Origin of the sequence: Edaphosphingomonas laterariae (genome assembly GCF_900188165.1) — a bacterium.
In the GTDB taxonomy this organism is placed as follows: Bacteria; Pseudomonadota; Alphaproteobacteria; order Sphingomonadales; family Sphingomonadaceae; genus Sphingomonas_E; species Sphingomonas_E laterariae.
The window spans coordinates 156,919-171,877 of the sequence record NZ_FZOS01000006.1; the positions used below are offsets into that span (position 1 = coordinate 156,919).

Below are 14,959 nucleotides of genomic sequence, written 5' to 3' on the forward strand. Positions count from 1 at the left end.
GCACGGAAATCCGCCAATGGCGGGCAAATCATGGAAGGAATGGCAAATACCGTTTCACCCAAGTCAGGATCGACAAGTTCCACATTTGTTCAGGCCCCTAGGGAATTACCCTGATTGCCGGGTCGAAAATAATCCGCACCATCGACGAAAAAGCATGCATCGTTTTTCAGGGTCGTGCGTTGCCAGTTCTTGTTCAGTAGTCGTTAAGGGGGTGATGATGCTGCAGGATGAAAGCCATCCTCAATATCTGCCCATGGCCGGGACACAGCCCAAACCCGGCCACGATTTCGATTGCCGGGGCTTTGACGTCAAGATTTCGTCCGATCCGCGGGTGAGCGGCATCTTCCAGTTTCGCCCCGATTTGCTTGTCCCCCACGATTTTGGCGGTGACGACAGCTTGCAGGCAGTGATCGATCGACTGCCCGAACAGATCGCCCTGATGGATGAAAACTGGGTCATTACGGCGGTCAACGCACCCTGGCGCGATGCCAATATCCATTATCGGCAATTTGCCGCCGTCGGCAGCAATTTCTCCGAGATTTGCGCTGGCTTTGCGAAGGATGGCTACGCCCATGCCGCGTCGATCCTGGCCGGCCTGCGTGCGCTGGAGGACGGCAAGCGCACCCAGTTCTGGCAGCCATTTTCGGGCTGGGGGCTGTCCGCCGGGCGCCATTTCCAGATCTGCGTGTCGCGTTACCGCATCGGCGACCGCGTGTGCGCGACGGCCGCCTGCTACGACATCACCGAATTGCTGGAACTGCGGCGCAACCAGCAGACCTTCAGCGCGCAGATATTGAACGCGCAGGAACGCGAGCGCCAGCGCATCGGCCGCGAACTGCACGATTCAACCTCGCAGCATCTGGTCGTCCTCAGCCTGAGCCTGATGCAGTTGAAGCAGGCGCCGCATGACAGCGGCACCGAACGGATCGTCGCCGAGATGAGCGACGCGCTGGGCCGCGCGCAGGACGAGATCCGCAGCATGTCCTACATGTTCCATCCCCCGGAACTTAAGGAAGCCGGGCTTGCCGATGCGCTGGGCGCATTGCTGCGCGGCTTCGCCAAGCGGACGGGGCTGACGATCAGCTATACGGTGGGGCCGCTGACCAGCATGTGCGCCTGCGACGCGGAAACGGCGCTCTATCGCGTCGCGCAGGAGGCGCTGATCAACGTCCACAAACATGCCTTCGCCAAGGCGGTGCGCGTGCGGCTGGAGGTGAAGGGCAGCGGCCTGCGCCTTTCGATCCGCGACGATGGCGTGGGCTTCGACGGCGGCGACGAAGCCCCCAGCCTGGGCGTCGGCGTGCCGGGCATGATCGCCCGCGTGGCCGAACTTGGCGGCGCGCTGCGGATCCGCCGGCTTACGCGCGGCACATCGGTGACGGCGACAGTGCCCTGCAAGCAGATCGGCCATGCGCATGGCCTGAAGATCGTCGAATAAGGGCGGCCGTCGGATAAGGACGGCCCATTGCCGCCGGCCATCCGGCCTGCGGATCACGCCTCGATGATATTATTCCTTACGGCATAGCGCACCAGTTCGGCGGTCGTCTTCAGCTTCAGCTTGTGCATCGACGACGCCCGATGGGTCTCCACCGTCTTGACGCTGATGTTCAGGATATGGCCGATTTCCTTGTTGATCTTGCCCTCGGCGATGAGCTGCACGACCTCGCGCTCGCGATGGGTGAGCGTCGTCGAGCTGCCGCCGGACGTGGTTTCGAGGAAACGATCGAGCAAGGTTTCCGAAATCGCGTCCGAGAAATAGGGTCGGTGGATCGACAGCGCGTCGATCGCACCGAACAGATGCTTTTCAGAATCGGATTTCAGCACATAGCCGCGCGCGCCGGCGCGCAGCACTTCGAGGATCAGATCCTCGCGATCGTGCATCGTATAGATCAGGATTTCGATCCGCGGCAGCGCCGCCTTCAGCGCGACGGTGAGATCGAGCCCGTTCAGTTCGGGCAGCGAATAATCGATCACGGCGATGTCGGGCGCGGTGGCGCGGGCGAGTTCCAGCGCCTCCCGGCGATTCGCCGCTTCGGCGACGATCTGGTGATGGGGCCGCGATTCCAGCAGCGTGCGCACACCCCGGCGGATGACATCATGGTCGTCGGCGATCAGAACGCGGCGCGTGGGACTGGGCATCACTTCTCCGATCGGCGCAGGACGGCGACATCAATGGGGTCGGAGGGATGGGAGCCCACCAGGCGATCGACGATTCGATCATCCGCGCGCCGCTGCCCGCAATCGCCGGCACAGGCTGGTGAAGCTGTTAGCATCGCTTGCATTGTGCGCGATCCCTGTCGTTGCCCTCTTGCACCATGGTCTAACGACTGCGCGGCAATCACCATAGGGATTATCCCCGATTTTGCCGATTGCTATGGTGTAGCCGCCATGGCCGGACAGGTTGGCGCAGCCGCCCCCGGCCGGTTGATGCCGGTCCGTAATGTTCCGTCGCCCTATGCGGGCTTTACCCGATGCCCACGGGCCTGCGGTTCAGCCATGAATGGCAGGATGAAGGAGGCGCAACCGCGATGGATCTGAAAACCCTGATTCCCCTCCTGCTGACGGGAAGCATCATGCTGCTGCTGATTTCGGTCGGCATGGCATCGTGGCGCGGCGATTTCGCTTATGTGCTCAAGCGCCCGCCCCTGCTGGGCAAGGCGATGCTGGCAGTGAATATTCTGCCGCCGCTGATCGCGGTGATCGTCACCAGCTTCTTTCCGCTGCTGCCGGCGGTGAAGGCAGGCATATTGCTGATGGCGATATCGCCCGTGCCGCCGGTACTGCCGAACAAGGACATCAAATATGGCGGCCGCACCGAATATGCCTATGGCATCTATGCCGCCATGGCGATCTGTTCGATCGTCACGGTGCCGCTGCTGGGCGAAATTCTGAGCCATTATTATGGCGTGGACGCCATTTTCCCGCTGTCCGTGCTGGCCAAGAATGTTCTGATCGGCGTCGTCGTGCCGCTGGCGATCGGCATCGTGCTGGGCCGCTGGCTGATGCCGAAGATCGCCCACAAATATGCGCCGATCATCTCCACGATCGCGGCGATCTGCGTCTCGCTGGCCTTCATCGCGCTCATCATTCCGCTCTGGTCGGACATCATGGCGCTGGTGCGTGACGGGGCGGTGATCGCGATCGCGATCATCATCGCGCTGGTGCTGCTTTGCGGCCATGCGCTCGGCGGCCCGCGCTTCGAGGATCGCCCGATCCTGGCCTTCACCGCCGCGACACGCCATCCGGGCATCGCGCTCGCGCTCGCCGGTGCCAATCTGGTCGACAAGAAGGTGTCCGCCGCCGTGCTGCTGACCCTGATCGTCGGGCTGATCGTGCAGATACCCTATCAGATCTTCGTCAACCGGCGCGCCGCCGCCCATGAGAGCGCGGCGGAATGACCGGGCGGGGTGGCGGCGAGACCAGCGCCGCCACCCCGCACCCCCGGCCCCTGTGCCGCTGACCCCGCGCCCCTGACCCCGTGCCGCTGACCCCGCGCCTTTTGCCAGCGTCAGCCGATACGCGAGATGCAGCGGAAGCCGATATGGTTGGATGAGGAATCGACCGGCTGGGCATGGCGCGCCGCCGGGCGGTAGCGCCGGCAATAATTGGGCGCGCACAGATGCGATCCGCCCTTCAGCACCCTGCGCGGAATGCGCACCTCGGGCTGGCAATGGTCGTAACTGGTCTCCTCCGCCCCGCCGCGCGGGTTGCGCGGGATGCAGCATGGCTTGCCGGCATCCGCCTCATGCTTTTCGGTGAACCAGTCGGTCGTCCATTCCCAGACATTGCCGATCATGTCGTAGACGCCATAGCCATTGGGCGGGAAGGCGTTGACCGGCGACGTGCCCTGATAGCCATCTGCAACCAGGTTTTCGTGGGGGAACTGCCCCTGCCAGGTGTTGGCCATGTGGCGGCCGCCCGGCGTCAGTTCATCCCCCCAGGCGAATTCGGCGCCATCCAGCCCGCCGCGCGCGGCAAATTCCCACTCGGCCTCGGTCGGCAATTCCTTGCCCGCCCATTGCGCATAAGCCAGCGCGTCGGACAGCGTGATGTGGACGACGGGATGATCGGGCAACGCGCTTTTCGCCTTGGCGCGGCCATAAGGGTGCCGCCAGTCGGCGCCTTTGACGAAACGCCACCACTGGCTCCAGTCCCGCGTCTCGACCGCATGGCGCGGTTTCGAGAAAACCAGCGAGCCGGCGTAGAGCATCTCAGGCAAGGCATTGGGATAATCCGCCGGATTGGGCGGAATCTCCGCGAAGGTGACGTGACCGGTTTCCTCCACGAAGCGGCGGAACTGGCGATTGGTGACGGGATGGCTATCGATATAGAAGCCATCGACATCGACGCGGTGGACAGGCGCTTCCTCGGGATAATGGTGGTCCGATCCCATCTGGAACCGGCCGCCGGGGATCCAGACCATGCCTTCGCGCGGCGCGGGATCGCCTGCCGGCTTACCCGCCGGTTCGCCGGTTGCTTCGCCAGCTGTTTCAATCGCCTGGGCCGATTGCGCCATCACATCATCCTCTTGCCGTTCCACGCCCGCCGTCACTTGCTGCCCGGCAGGGGTGGCGGGAACTTGGCCAGCACCGCATCCACCGCGGCGTCGATCTTGGCCTGATCCACCTGGCCCGGCGTGATCTGCTGGGTGGCGACGGCATGCCAGATCGGCTTCTTCGTCTTCACATCATAGATATCGACAGCCAAAGTGCCATCGGTGACGTTGCGGACGTCGACATTATTGTAGGGATAGGCCCAGCCATAGCGATAACCGGCACCCCAGCCGGGATAATAAGGGCCGTAGGGCCCGTAATCGTTCACCTCCACGCGATCGCGACGCCCCAGCGTGAAGGCGATGGCGAAATCGCCGGGCGTGGCCTGGGTGAAGGAACGCGCCGCCAGCCCGCGATCGATCGACGCCTTGACGCGCTGGAACAGCAACGCGTTCATCCCTGCCGGCACGCCCGAATAGATCCAGGTATAGGTACGGTAGCCGCTGAAATTGACCGACGGATCGGCATCCATGTTGACGCGCGGTGTGGAACTGCACCCCGCCAGCAACAGCATGCCCCAAACCATCGTCGCGCGCCTGGCCATCGCCCGTCTCCCCAAGGATGCCTTACCGGCCGACTATCGTGAAGAACCGCGCGCGCACCTATCGGGGTAAACCCCGGGAGCATGCGAAAATCCCGCCATGCCCGGGGTTCAGCGCCGGCGCCCCGCTTCCTCCCGAAGCGCGGCCAGTTCGCTCTGGCTCACCGCGCCGTCGCGATTCGTGTCAAGCCGCTCGAACAAGGGTATCGGCGCCTCAGCCAGTTCCGCCTTCGTCACCCGGCCATCATGATCGCCATCGGCCTCCGCGATCAGCTCGTCCAGCCGCGCGGCGGCCTGTGGACGCTGGCCCGCGCGCGGAAAATCGTCACGGCTGACCGCGCCGTCGCCATTGCGGTCCATCCGCGCGAAACGCGCCTCGCGCGCCGCGGCATATTCGGTGCGGCTGATGCTGCCATCGCCATTCGCATCGGCTGCGGCAAAGGCGGCGGCGGGATCGCGCCCCGGCCGTTGCGCACCGGCGGGAAAGGCCAGCGCCACCACCAGCAAACCGCCTCCGAAAATCTTCGCGAGCCGCATCCTCGCTACTCCTTTGCGACCGAACGTCACCGCCAATGTGCCGGCCGGCGCGGTGCAATCGCCATCGGGATTTGCCCCGACAGGCGGCCCATCCGCCGCATCCTCGGCAGGAATTGGCGCAACCACCGCCAATTGCGCTAGGAAGGCCGGGATGATTCCGCGTTTCCTGACCCGCCTCGCCTTCCTCGCCCTCTGCCTGCCGGCCCTCCCCGCCGCCGCGCCGCCCGCGCCCGGGCAGGTGCTCGTCCGGCTGCAGACCAGCGAGGGGCCGATCGTGGTGGCGGTCGAAACGAAGAAGGCGCCGATCACCGCCGCCAATTTCCTGCGCTATGTCGATTCCGGGCGGTTCGACGACACGACCTTCTATCGTGCCGCGCGCGCCAGCAACGGATCGGGCAACGGGCTGATCCAGGGCGGCATCGACCGGCGGATGACCCGCGCCTTCAACCCGATCGCGCATGAACCGACGTCCAAGACCGGGCTGAAGCATGTCGACGGCACGCTATCCATGGCGCGCAACGCGCCCGGCACGGCGATGGGCGAATTCTTCATCACCGTGGGGCCGGCCGCAACGCTGGACGCCAAAGGCAGCTATGTCGGCTATGCGGCCTTCGGCCATGTCGTGAGCGGCATGCCCGTGGTGCGCAAGATCCTCGCCAAGCCGACCTATCCGGGCGGCTATTCGCGGACGACGATGGGCCAGTCGATCATCGACAAGCCCCGGATCATCACCGCGCGGCGGGTGGGGCGATAGCGCCGCCCCCACGCCGGCTTATTTCAGTGTGATCCAGGTCGGCGCGTGATCGCTGGCCTTTTCGCGCCCGCGATAGTCCTTGTCGACGCCGGCATCGACCAGCCGATCCGCCGCGAGCGGGCTGAGCAGCAGGTGATCGATGCGGAACCCCGCGTCGCGCGGCCAGGCGCCGGCCTGATAATCCCAGAAGGTATAAAGCTGGCCGGCCGGATGCCGCGCGCGGAGCGCATCCGTCCAACCCTGATGGACGATGCGGCGGAAGGCGGCGCGGCTTTCCGGCTTGGTCAGCGCATCGGCCGCCATCGCGGTCGGCGAGAAGACATCGTCCTTATGATCGGTCGGGATGACGTTATAGTCGCCCGCCAGCACCACCGGGCGTTCGCTGGCGAACAAACCGGCGGCATGCAGCCGAAGCTGCTCCATCCAGGCGAGCTTGTAATCGAATTTGGGGCCGGGCACCGGATTACCATTGGGCAGATAGATCGACGCGATGGTGATGCCGTTCACATCGGCTTCGAGATAGCGGCTGTGCGCGGGATCGGGATCGTCGGGCAGCCCGCGCCGGCGTTCGACCGGATCGGTGCCACGGGCGAGGATGGCGACGCCGTTGAACCCCTTTTGCCCATGCCAGATCGCGCCATAACCGGCGGCGCGGATATCGGCCTCTGGGAAAGTTTCGTCCGAAGTCTTGAGTTCCTGCAGGCAGGCGACGTCGGGCTGCGTCTCCTCCAGCCATTCGATGAGCCGGGGCAGACGGGCCTTGATGCCGTTGATGTTGAACGTCGCGATCTTCATGCGCGCGACCTTAGAGGGTCAACCGCCCGGTGGAAACGGATCAGACCGAAAAACTGGAACCGCAGCCGCAGCCCGAGGCCGCATTGGGATTGGTGACCTGGAACGCCGCGCCGCCCAACGATTCGACATAATCCACCGCGCTGCCGGCCAGCAGGTCGAGGCTCATCGGATCGACCACCAGCGTCGCGCCGTCCCGTTCCTTCACCATGTCATCCGGCTCGACGACATCGGAGAGGCCGAAGCGATATTGGAACCCCGCGCAGCCGCCGCCATCGACGGCGAGGCGGAGAATCGCGGGCTTGCCCTGGCGTGCGGCGATCGCCGCGACGCGCGCGGCGGCGGCGGGGGTGATATCGACGGTGGCGGCTTCGCTCATATCCACCAGATAGGAATGAAAAGGGCCGCCGGCAACTGCTTGCCGACGGCCCCTCTCCTCTCCCGCTTTCGGGATCTCAAAATGCTGGAAACTCAGTTGGTGTCCGGGCCACCCAGCGCGACCTGCGCATTGGCGCGGTTCTGCACGGCGAGCAGATAATCGGTCGACTGCAGGAAGGGGATCGGGTTAACCGCGCGGCCATCGAGGCGCACTTCATAATGGAGGTGGCTGCCGGTCGAACGGCCGGTGGAGCCCATCTTGGCGATCAGATCGCCGCGCTTCACGCGCTGGCCGGCCGAGACGAGGATCTTCGACAGGTGGCCATAGCGGGTCTGGATGCCCTTGCCGTGGTTCAGTTCGACAAGATTGCCATAGCCGTTGGCCCACTGGGCGCGGCCGACCATGCCGTCCGCCGTCGCATAGATCGGCGTGCCGACCGGGCCCGCGAGATCGATGCCGGCGTGCATCGCGGCGCTGCCACGGAACGGATCCGAACGGACGCCATAGCCGCTGGTGAAAGAGATATGCTTGGCGGGCACCGGGCGGGCCGACGGCACCGAGATCACTTCGCGTTCCAGCGAGTCCATCTTCTTCCACGACAGGAAGAGGGCGCGGAACTGCGGATCGGCATCGTCGGTATTGGCCTTGGTCACCGGCTCATACGGGCCGCCCATGCCAAGCTGGGCGCCACCGCGCTGGAAGCGGCGGGCATCGATGCCGAGCTTGCGGAGCGCGGCGGTGGTGGTGCGATAGCGTTCTTCGGTCGCGGCCAGCGCCTTGCCGGCCAGCGCGTCCTGCTTCGCCGCGAGGCGCGCATAAGGCGCGGTCAGCGCGGTGGCCGGGGATTCCGGCATGTCGCCCGGAACCATCGCGGCCAGCGTCTTGGCATCGGCCGTGCCTTCGACCAGCGCCGACAGGAATGCCTGGCGCTGTTCGATACGCGCCGCCTGCGCCAGCGCGTCGCGCTTCATCGCGGCATATTCCGCCTTCATCGCGGCGACCTTCTTTTCCATCTGCGCGACCTGACGGGTCGGCGTGGCGGTGAAGGCCTGCACGGTGGCGAAAACCGCCCAGCCGAGCAGGGCGACGGTGGCGGCGATCAGGGCAAGCTGCCGGCGGGTGCAGAGCCGAATCCGGCGCAGGCTCGATCCGTCGTGGAAGAAGAGATCACGGGGGCGAAGCGCGCCCCGGAACCTTCCAAACAGACCCGCGTTAAGCGGATGCACGGCAACTGACATTCATTCCCCCGGCGACCTGGTGGGCGGAACTCTCCGGAAGTACGACCCGAGGAGCCTGATTTACTGATGCTTACCTATAGCGGGCGCTCATCCCGCTATGGTGCTTTTGGCTTTCTGGAAAACCGAATCGCGTTCGGCAAGGGCTAGGTAGAAATCCTGAGTTAATCCGGCTGAGTCGCGCGCCGAGTCGTTGAACGGAGGCTTAAGCGCCCCCCTGAAATGCGTGTCGACAAGCATCTGCCATTGCGCGGGTGCGGCGAATCCCTGCACCCGGCAACTGGATTCGAACCAGCGCACGCCGGTGGCGACATGGCCGATTTCATCGTCGAAAATGCGCTGCAGGATGCGCGCCGACGCCATGTCGCCGACAGCGGCAAAGCGATCGATCATCGCCGGCGTGACATCCAGCCCACGCGCTTCCAGCACCATCGGCACGATCGCCAGCCGGGCCAGCGGATCATGCGCCGTCACCTCGGCCGCTTCCCACAAGCCGTCATGCGCGGGCAGATCGCCATAAGCCGCGCCGAGCGCGCGCAGCCGCCGCGCGACGAGCGCGAAATGCATCGCCTCCTCGGCCAGAACACGCATCCAATCATCGACGAAGGCGCGTGGGAAGAGGTGGCCGAAACGGCCGATAATGTCCGCCGCGAGGTCGATCGCGCTATGTTCGATATGGGCGAGCGCGTGGAGCATGGCGATGCGCGCGCGCAGGCTGCCCGCCCTGCCCCTTTTGGGCATGCGCGACGGCGGCAGCAGCTCCGGCCGCGGCCCGCGCAAGGGCTGTGCGGGCATCGCCACCGGAAAGGCGTGGGCGAGCCCGCCCAGCCGCCAATCCCGCGCCGCCGCGCGCGCCGCCTTCACCTTGGCGCGGGGATCGGCCGTCAGCAGCACGGCGCGAACGGCATCGGCAACATTGGCGCCTTCGGCAATAACCGTCATGCGAGCGACTTGGCGGCCTCCAGCACCTCGGCCGCGTGGCCGGACACCTTCACCTTGCGCCAGATCCGCGCGATCGTGCCGTCCTTGCCGATCAGGAAGGTCGCGCGTTCGATGCCCATATATTTGCGGCCGTACATCGACTTTTCGACCCAGGTGCCGAACGCTTCGCACACGCTGTCATCGGCGTCGGTCGCCAGATCGACCTTCAGGTCATGCTTGGCGATGAACTTCTGGTGCTTGGCCGGCTTGTCCTTCGACACGCCGAGGATGCCGACGCCCGCCGCCGCGAAATCGCCCGCCAGCGCGGTGAAATCCAGCGCCTCGGTAGTGCAGCCGCTGGTATCGTCCTTGGGGTAGAAATACAGCACCAGCGGCCGGGCGAGTTCGGCCAGCGGCTTCAGGCTGCCGTCGGCCATCTGCAAAGTCACGTCGGGCGCCTTGTCGCCGGGGTTGAGCATGGTCATTCTCCTTGAGATCAGGCCGCCGACACCCGCGCCCATTCGGCACGGACGGTGGCACGGGCGGTTTCATAGGCGGCGAGCAGCGCGTCCCAATCGGGCTGGCCGCAGGCTTCGGCCACCAGCGCGCGGGATACCGGCAGCGGCTCCCCGCCTTGCGGCGAAACCAGCCGGAACGTTACCAGCATCCGCGCGAGCAGCGCATAGGCATCACCAAGCGCGGGCGACACCAGCCCGTCATCGGCGAGCATGCGGATCGCTTCGCGCAGACGGGGGTCGAAAGCGGTGGCGTTGCGCAATTGCTGGACGTGGACGGTGAACTCGCAATCGACCAGGCCGCCATCGATCAGCTTGACGTCGAACGGCCCCGATGGCGGCTTATGCTTCGCCATGTCGCCGCGCATCTTCACCGCATCGGCCAGCAGGGCCGCCGGATCGCGCGGACGGCGCAGCGTCTCCTCGATAATCGCGGCCGCGGCGGCGCGCGCTTGCGGCCGTCCATAAACCGGCCGGGCGCGGCATAGCGCCATATGTTCCCAGGTCCAGGCGCTGTCGCGCTGATATTGGGCGAAACTGTCCATCGACACGGCGAGCAGGCCCTGCGCCCCCGACGGGCGCAGCCGGGTATCGACCTCGTAAAGCGGGCCGGACGCGGTGGGCACGCTCAACGCCGCCGTCACGCGCTGGGCAAGGCGGTTATAATATTGCGTGGCGCCGAGCGGCTTCGGCCCGTCCGATTCCGCCAGATGATCGCCATCGAACAGATAGATGAGATCGAGGTCGGACGCGTGCGTCAGCGCCGCGCCACCAAGCCGGCCGAGCGCGAGAATGACGAGCCCTTCGCCCGGCACACGGCCATGCGCGGCTTCGAATTCGGCCACGGTAGCATCGACCAGCGCGACCAGCGCCGCTTCGGCGACGCGCGCATAGCCCGCCGCGACGTCGAGCGGATCGCTGACCCGTTCGATCAGTTGCACGCCCAGTGCGAACCGCTTTTCGCCAACCCGCTGGCGGGCGCGATCGAGCAGCATCTGATAATCGTCGTCCGCCTCGCGCCGGCCGATCTCGGCCGCCAAAGCCGGCACGTCGGGGGGCGGATTGAAGGCGCTGGCGTCGATCAACCCGTCGAGCAATGTCGGCCGCCGCCCCAGCGCATCGGCCAGCGTGGGCGCGTGGACGAGGACATCGGCCACCATCCGGGCGAGCGCCGGGCGCGCTTCGAGCAGGCGGAACAGCGGCACCGCGCTCGGCAGGCGTGACACGATATCGTCGAAGCGGTTGAGCGCGGCATTGGCATCGGGCGCATGGCCCAGCGCCGCGACAAGGCCGGGCAGCACCGCTTCCAGCGCCTCGCGCGCGGCGGGCGAACGCAGCGCGCGCGATCCGCCCGACCGCCATGCCTCGATCCGCGCGCGGGCCGATGCGGGATCGGCGAACCCGGCATCGGCAAGCGCTGCTTCGACGCGAGCCGCATCGTGCGACAGCCCTTCCGCACGCCCTTCATCAAGCCCGTCATAGATGCGGCCCACCGCATCCACGGTTGGCCGCAGCAGATCGAGCAGCGCCGCGCCGTCGGCAACGCCGTGGAGCTGGGCGACATTGTCGAGCGCCTCGGCCTGGCGGGGCAGGCTGTGCGTCTGTTGGTCCTCCACCATCTGGAGGCGGTGTTCGATCGTCCGTTCCAGCCGATAGGCCGCCGCCAGCGTCTCGGCCTCGGCCGGATCGATCCGCCCCGCCGCGGCGAGCGCGGCCAGCGCATCCAGCGTCGCCGGCGCGCGGAGCGCAGGTTCACGCCCGCCATGGATCAGCTGGTGGATCTGGGCGAAGAACTCGATCTCGCGAATGCCGCCGCGACCGCGCTTGAGATCGAAGCCGGGGCCGAAGCTCTGCCCTTGTGAATGATGATCGCGGATGCGCCGGGTGAGCGAGCGGATTTCGCGCAGCGCGCCATAATCGAGCGCGCGCCGCCACACGAAGGGGCGGATCGCCGACAGGAAATATTCGCCGAGCGCGATATCGCCCGCCGCCGCCCGTGCACGGATGAAGGCGGCGCGTTCCCACGGCAGCGCGCTCGATTCATAATAGGAAATCGCCGCTTCGACCGGCAGCACGATCGGCGTCGCTTCCGGCGAGGGGCGCAGGCGCAAATCGACGCGAAACACATAGCCCGCCGCATCGCGATGCTGGAGCAGTTCGACGACGCGCTTGCCGATCCGCACCGCCGCCTCGATCGGCTCATCACGTTCCCGGCGCGGCAGCGTCTGCGGATCGAAGATCAGGATCGGATCGATATCCGACGAATAATTGAGCTCGCGGCTGCCATGCTTGCCCAGCCCGAGCACGGCGAAGCCCTGCGGCTTTTCGCCCGGCGTCCGTTCCTCGATCGCCGCCGCGATGGCGCGATCGAGCGCGCGATCGGCGAAATCGGACAGGGTGGCCACCACCTGCTCGAACGGCATCAGCCCGGCCAGATCGGCCAGCGCCACCGCCAGCGACAGCCCCTGCCGTTCGCGCCGGAGCGCACGGCCTACATCGGCATCGTCGGTGGGCGCGCACAGCGCCAGCGCGCCGGCCACATCCTGATCGGCGATACGCTCCACGATCTCCGGCCGCTGCTCGGCAGCGCGGCGCAAGAAGGGTGCATGGGCCAGGGCGCGGTCAATCGCGATGGGCGCTGTGGTTTTCATGTCAGCCTGCATAGCCCGGCCGCCGTCACTATCAAGTTTCGCGCAACCTCCGGACGAGGCGCGCGTTCAGATGGTCATGGAACTGCCACGCCACAATCATGGAGCGAGAGGAACGGTGCAACCCGCAGCACCCGAATATGTGACGGCGCCGAAAGTGTATCAGGGCGTGGGGGATGCGCTGCGTCGCGCCTATCTGCCGCCCGATCAGGGCGTGCCCGCCGATTGGTGGGCGTTGATCGACAAGCTGGATTAAGGCGGGCGGGACCGACAAGAATCGACAGATCGGGAGAAAAGGCAGCCGCGATCACCGTTCGCGGCTGAGATCTTCCACTTCGCTCATGATCGCCTGCAGCGCGGTCTGGCCGCCGGGATTGTCGTGGCCACGGCGCGACGGCAGCTTGCCGTCGTTGAGCAATTGTTCCAGCGCGACGCGGCCGCGGGCGACACGGCTCTTGATCGTGCCGACCGCGCAGCCGCAGATTTCCGCCGCTTCCTCATAAGCGAAGCCGCCCGCGCCGACGAGGATCAGCGCCTCGCGCTGGGGCTGCGGCAGATGGAGAAGCGCGCGCTGGAGATCGCCCAACTCGACATGGCGATCCTGGCTGGCCGGCGCGGCGAGCACGCGGGCCGCCGTGATCTCATCCCATTCGCCCTTGAAGCGGGCGCGGCGCATTTGCGAGAGGAACAGGTTGCGCAGGATGATGAAGGTCCATGCGCGCATGTTCGTGCCGGCCTGGAAGCGCTGGCGCGCGGCCCAGGCCTTCATCAGCGTTTCCTGCACAAGATCGTCCGCCAGATCGCGATTGCCCGACAGCGATCGCCCGAAGGCGCGCAGATGCGGGATGACGCTGGCAAGCTCGGTCTTGAAGGCTTCGTCCGAAAGCGGCACCGACGGCTGTTCGCTATCCGTCGCTGCCCGTTCTTCATCGATCATTCGGGATTCCCGTCAGAGGAGTTTGGCGGACACCCACGTTCAGCCGAACAGGCCCAGCACGAAGGCAAAGGCGAGCACGACGAGCAACAAGGAGATGGCCAGCACGTAGCGCACGACATGGGGCGTAACCCCGGCGCGCGCCTCCGTCTTGGTAACGTGGATCTGTTCTTCGGCCATCGGACCCTCTTGGGCTGGTCAACACCCGGGGGGAACGCCGGCCGCAAGAATCGAGTTCCATATGATTCGATAACGAAACGATCTTCAAGCGGGCACGGTCGCGCTGTCGAAGAACAGGGCTTGCGCGATCGCCGCCTTCACCGTCGCGCGCTGGAACGGCTTGGTGATCAGGAAGGTCGGCTCCGGCCGCTCGCCGGTCAGCAGGCGTTCCGGGAAGGCGGTGATGAAGATCACCGGCACCGAAAATTCGGCGAGAATGTCCTTCACCGCGTCGATACCCGAGCTGTCGTCGGCAAGCTGGATATCGGCAAGCACCAGCCCCGGGCGCTGCGCCCTGGCCTGCGCCACGGCCTCGTCCCGGGTGACGGCGACGCCGGTGACATCGTGGCCGAGATCGCGGACGATCGTTTCGAGGTCCATCGCGATGATCGGCTCATCCTCGATGATCAGCACATCGGCGTGGGTCTGCCGTTCGATTTCAGCCAGCGCGTCGGCGACGAGCGTGCCCACTTCCTCCGGCGTGGTATCGATCAGATAGGCCGTGTCTTCGGTGGTGAAGCCTTCCATCGCAGTCAGCAGCAGCGCCTGGCGCGACATCGGCGTGATCCGCGCAAGCCGTGCGCGGGCGATGCCTTCGCGATCGCCTTCGGGCATGTCGGCCCGCTCATCATTGTCGTTGGTCGACGCCCAGATCCGCTCGAACACGCGATAGAGCCCGAGCCGGGCATCGACATCGCGCGGAAAATCCTGCGGCGCGGCGACGATCGCCTCCAGCGCGGCGCGCACATAGGCATCCCCATGCTGCTGGCTGCCGGTCAAAGCCCGCGCATAGCGGCGCAGGAATGGTAGGTGCGGTGCGAGTTCCTGGCCGAGTGACATGTGCCCCTTGCTCCTTAATAACTGCGGCAACGAGTGTACCGCTTTGCGACGTTCGGTGGATTCTGTCGATGCGCCACCCAATGCCGGAACC

17 protein-coding genes are annotated in these 14,959 nt (G+C 66.0%); 4 read left to right on the top strand and 13 right to left on the bottom strand.

Annotation, left to right across the window (positions count from 1 at the left end; translation table 11 throughout):
* The first annotated feature begins 214 nt into the window (after positions 1 to 214).
* Positions 215 to 1,438, top strand: coding sequence for a sensor histidine kinase (locus tag CHB74_RS07930; RefSeq protein ID WP_218821402.1), 1,224 nt, complete (start codon positions 215 to 217; stop codon positions 1,436 to 1,438).
* A gap of 53 nt (positions 1,439 to 1,491) precedes the next feature.
* Here the strand turns inward: CHB74_RS07930 and CHB74_RS07935 are convergent, their stop codons facing one another.
* A complete protein-coding gene (locus CHB74_RS07935) occupies positions 1,492 to 2,139 on the bottom strand; it encodes a response regulator (protein WP_089219087.1) in 648 nt (215 codons plus the stop codon).
* Between the two features lie 389 nt (positions 2,140 to 2,528).
* On the opposite strand from CHB74_RS07935, the gene CHB74_RS07940 reads away from it, so the two are divergent.
* Complete coding sequence (locus CHB74_RS07940; protein ID WP_089219122.1) at positions 2,529 to 3,398, top strand: bile acid:sodium symporter family protein; 870 nt, start codon at positions 2,529 to 2,531, stop codon at positions 3,396 to 3,398.
* Positions 3,399 to 3,508: 110 nt separating this feature from the next.
* Here CHB74_RS07940 and CHB74_RS07945 read toward each other — a convergent pair whose 3' ends face one another.
* The 3 genes from CHB74_RS07945 to CHB74_RS07955 form a co-directional block, all read right to left on the bottom strand.
* Positions 3,509 to 4,423: a formylglycine-generating enzyme family protein gene (locus tag CHB74_RS07945; RefSeq protein ID WP_089219123.1), complete on the bottom strand. Its 915-nt coding sequence runs from the start codon at positions 4,421 to 4,423 to the stop codon at positions 3,509 to 3,511.
* Positions 4,424 to 4,548: 125 nt separating this feature from the next.
* Positions 4,549 to 5,097: a DUF4136 domain-containing protein gene (locus tag CHB74_RS07950; protein ID WP_089219088.1), complete on the bottom strand. Its 549-nt coding sequence runs from the start codon at positions 5,095 to 5,097 to the stop codon at positions 4,549 to 4,551.
* A gap of 108 nt (positions 5,098 to 5,205) precedes the next feature.
* Positions 5,206 to 5,631, bottom strand: coding sequence for an EF-hand domain-containing protein (locus CHB74_RS07955; RefSeq protein WP_089219089.1), 426 nt, complete (start codon positions 5,629 to 5,631; stop codon positions 5,206 to 5,208).
* A gap of 151 nt (positions 5,632 to 5,782) precedes the next feature.
* On the opposite strand from CHB74_RS07955, the gene CHB74_RS07960 reads away from it, so the two are divergent.
* Positions 5,783 to 6,385: a peptidylprolyl isomerase gene (locus tag CHB74_RS07960; RefSeq protein ID WP_089219090.1), complete on the top strand. Its 603-nt coding sequence runs from the start codon at positions 5,783 to 5,785 to the stop codon at positions 6,383 to 6,385.
* A gap of 18 nt (positions 6,386 to 6,403) precedes the next feature.
* On the opposite strand, the gene xth is transcribed toward CHB74_RS07960, so the two are convergent.
* From xth to CHB74_RS07990, 6 genes are all read right to left on the bottom strand, one after another.
* Positions 6,404 to 7,180: an exodeoxyribonuclease III gene (xth, locus tag CHB74_RS07965; RefSeq protein ID WP_089219091.1), complete on the bottom strand. Its 777-nt coding sequence runs from the start codon at positions 7,178 to 7,180 to the stop codon at positions 6,404 to 6,406.
* Between the two features lie 40 nt (positions 7,181 to 7,220).
* The gene (gene erpA, locus CHB74_RS07970) at positions 7,221 to 7,556 is read right to left on the bottom strand and encodes an iron-sulfur cluster insertion protein ErpA (RefSeq protein ID WP_089219092.1); all 336 of its coding nucleotides are present in this window, start codon (positions 7,554 to 7,556) and stop codon (positions 7,221 to 7,223) included.
* Positions 7,557 to 7,648: 92 nt separating this feature from the next.
* A complete protein-coding gene (locus CHB74_RS07975) occupies positions 7,649 to 8,794 on the bottom strand; it encodes a M23 family metallopeptidase (RefSeq protein ID WP_089219093.1) in 1,146 nt (381 codons plus the stop codon).
* A gap of 87 nt (positions 8,795 to 8,881) precedes the next feature.
* Positions 8,882 to 9,733 carry a ferritin-like domain-containing protein gene (locus tag CHB74_RS07980; protein ID WP_089219094.1) on the bottom strand — a complete coding sequence of 284 codons (852 nt, stop codon included), beginning with the start codon at positions 9,731 to 9,733 and terminating at the stop codon, positions 8,882 to 8,884.
* On the bottom strand, positions 9,730 to 10,191 hold the full coding sequence (locus CHB74_RS07985) for a peroxiredoxin (RefSeq protein ID WP_089219124.1): 462 nt from the start codon (positions 10,189 to 10,191) through the stop codon (positions 9,730 to 9,732). The genes CHB74_RS07980 and CHB74_RS07985 overlap by 4 nt, the downstream gene beginning before the upstream one ends.
* A 17-nt stretch (positions 10,192 to 10,208) precedes the next feature.
* Positions 10,209 to 12,878 carry a bifunctional [glutamine synthetase] adenylyltransferase/[glutamine synthetase]-adenylyl-L-tyrosine phosphorylase gene (locus CHB74_RS07990; RefSeq protein WP_245842729.1) on the bottom strand — a complete coding sequence of 890 codons (2,670 nt, stop codon included), beginning with the start codon at positions 12,876 to 12,878 and terminating at the stop codon, positions 10,209 to 10,211.
* Positions 12,879 to 12,993: 115 nt separating this feature from the next.
* On the opposite strand from CHB74_RS07990, the gene CHB74_RS21945 reads away from it, so the two are divergent.
* Entirely contained in the window at positions 12,994 to 13,131 is a 138-nt protein-coding gene (locus CHB74_RS21945; RefSeq protein ID WP_179220762.1) for a hypothetical protein, read from the top strand.
* A gap of 51 nt (positions 13,132 to 13,182) precedes the next feature.
* Here the strand turns inward: CHB74_RS21945 and CHB74_RS07995 are convergent, their stop codons facing one another.
* From CHB74_RS07995 to CHB74_RS08000, 3 genes are all read right to left on the bottom strand, one after another.
* Positions 13,183 to 13,812, bottom strand: coding sequence for a sigma-70 family RNA polymerase sigma factor (locus CHB74_RS07995; protein ID WP_089219096.1), 630 nt, complete (start codon positions 13,810 to 13,812; stop codon positions 13,183 to 13,185).
* 39 nt (positions 13,813 to 13,851) lie between these two features.
* Complete coding sequence (locus CHB74_RS21950) at positions 13,852 to 13,989, bottom strand: hypothetical protein (protein WP_179220763.1); 138 nt, start codon at positions 13,987 to 13,989, stop codon at positions 13,852 to 13,854.
* An 84-nt stretch (positions 13,990 to 14,073) separates the two neighbouring features.
* On the bottom strand, positions 14,074 to 14,868 hold the full coding sequence (locus CHB74_RS08000; RefSeq protein ID WP_089219097.1) for a response regulator: 795 nt from the start codon (positions 14,866 to 14,868) through the stop codon (positions 14,074 to 14,076).
* Between the last annotated feature and the right edge of the window lie 91 nt (positions 14,869 to 14,959).

Excerpts from the sequence above, each read along its gene's own strand:
- CHB74_RS07995 (WP_089219096.1), bottom strand. The coding sequence starts at position 13,812 with ATGATCGATGAAGAACGGGCAGCGACGGATAGCGAACAGCCGTCGGTG.
- CHB74_RS07985 (WP_089219124.1), bottom strand. The coding sequence starts at position 10,191 with ATGCTCAACCCCGGCGACAAGGCGCCCGACGTGACTTTGCAGATGGCC.
- erpA (WP_089219092.1), bottom strand. The coding sequence starts at position 7,556 with ATGAGCGAAGCCGCCACCGTCGATATCACCCCCGCCGCCGCCGCGCGC.
- CHB74_RS07940 (WP_089219122.1), top strand. The coding sequence starts at position 2,529 with ATGGATCTGAAAACCCTGATTCCCCTCCTGCTGACGGGAAGCATCATG.
- CHB74_RS07950 (WP_089219088.1), bottom strand. The coding sequence starts at position 5,097 with ATGGCCAGGCGCGCGACGATGGTTTGGGGCATGCTGTTGCTGGCGGGG.
- CHB74_RS07990 (WP_245842729.1), bottom strand. The coding sequence starts at position 12,878 with ATGAAAACCACAGCGCCCATCGCGATTGACCGCGCCCTGGCCCATGCA.
- CHB74_RS21950 (WP_179220763.1), bottom strand. The coding sequence starts at position 13,989 with ATGGCCGAAGAACAGATCCACGTTACCAAGACGGAGGCGCGCGCCGGG.
- CHB74_RS07955 (WP_089219089.1), bottom strand. The coding sequence starts at position 5,631 with ATGCGGCTCGCGAAGATTTTCGGAGGCGGTTTGCTGGTGGTGGCGCTG.
- xth (WP_089219091.1), bottom strand. The coding sequence starts at position 7,180 with ATGAAGATCGCGACGTTCAACATCAACGGCATCAAGGCCCGTCTGCCC.
- CHB74_RS07945 (WP_089219123.1), bottom strand. The coding sequence starts at position 4,423 with ATGGTCTGGATCCCCGGCGGCCGGTTCCAGATGGGATCGGACCACCAT.
- CHB74_RS07935 (WP_089219087.1), bottom strand. The coding sequence starts at position 2,139 with ATGCCCAGTCCCACGCGCCGCGTTCTGATCGCCGACGACCATGATGTC.
- CHB74_RS07975 (WP_089219093.1), bottom strand. The coding sequence starts at position 8,794 with ATGTCAGTTGCCGTGCATCCGCTTAACGCGGGTCTGTTTGGAAGGTTC.
- CHB74_RS07980 (WP_089219094.1), bottom strand. The coding sequence starts at position 9,733 with ATGACGGTTATTGCCGAAGGCGCCAATGTTGCCGATGCCGTTCGCGCC.
- CHB74_RS07930 (WP_218821402.1), top strand. The coding sequence starts at position 215 with ATGATGCTGCAGGATGAAAGCCATCCTCAATATCTGCCCATGGCCGGG.
- CHB74_RS08000 (WP_089219097.1), bottom strand. The coding sequence starts at position 14,868 with ATGTCACTCGGCCAGGAACTCGCACCGCACCTACCATTCCTGCGCCGC.
- CHB74_RS07960 (WP_089219090.1), top strand. The coding sequence starts at position 5,783 with ATGATTCCGCGTTTCCTGACCCGCCTCGCCTTCCTCGCCCTCTGCCTG.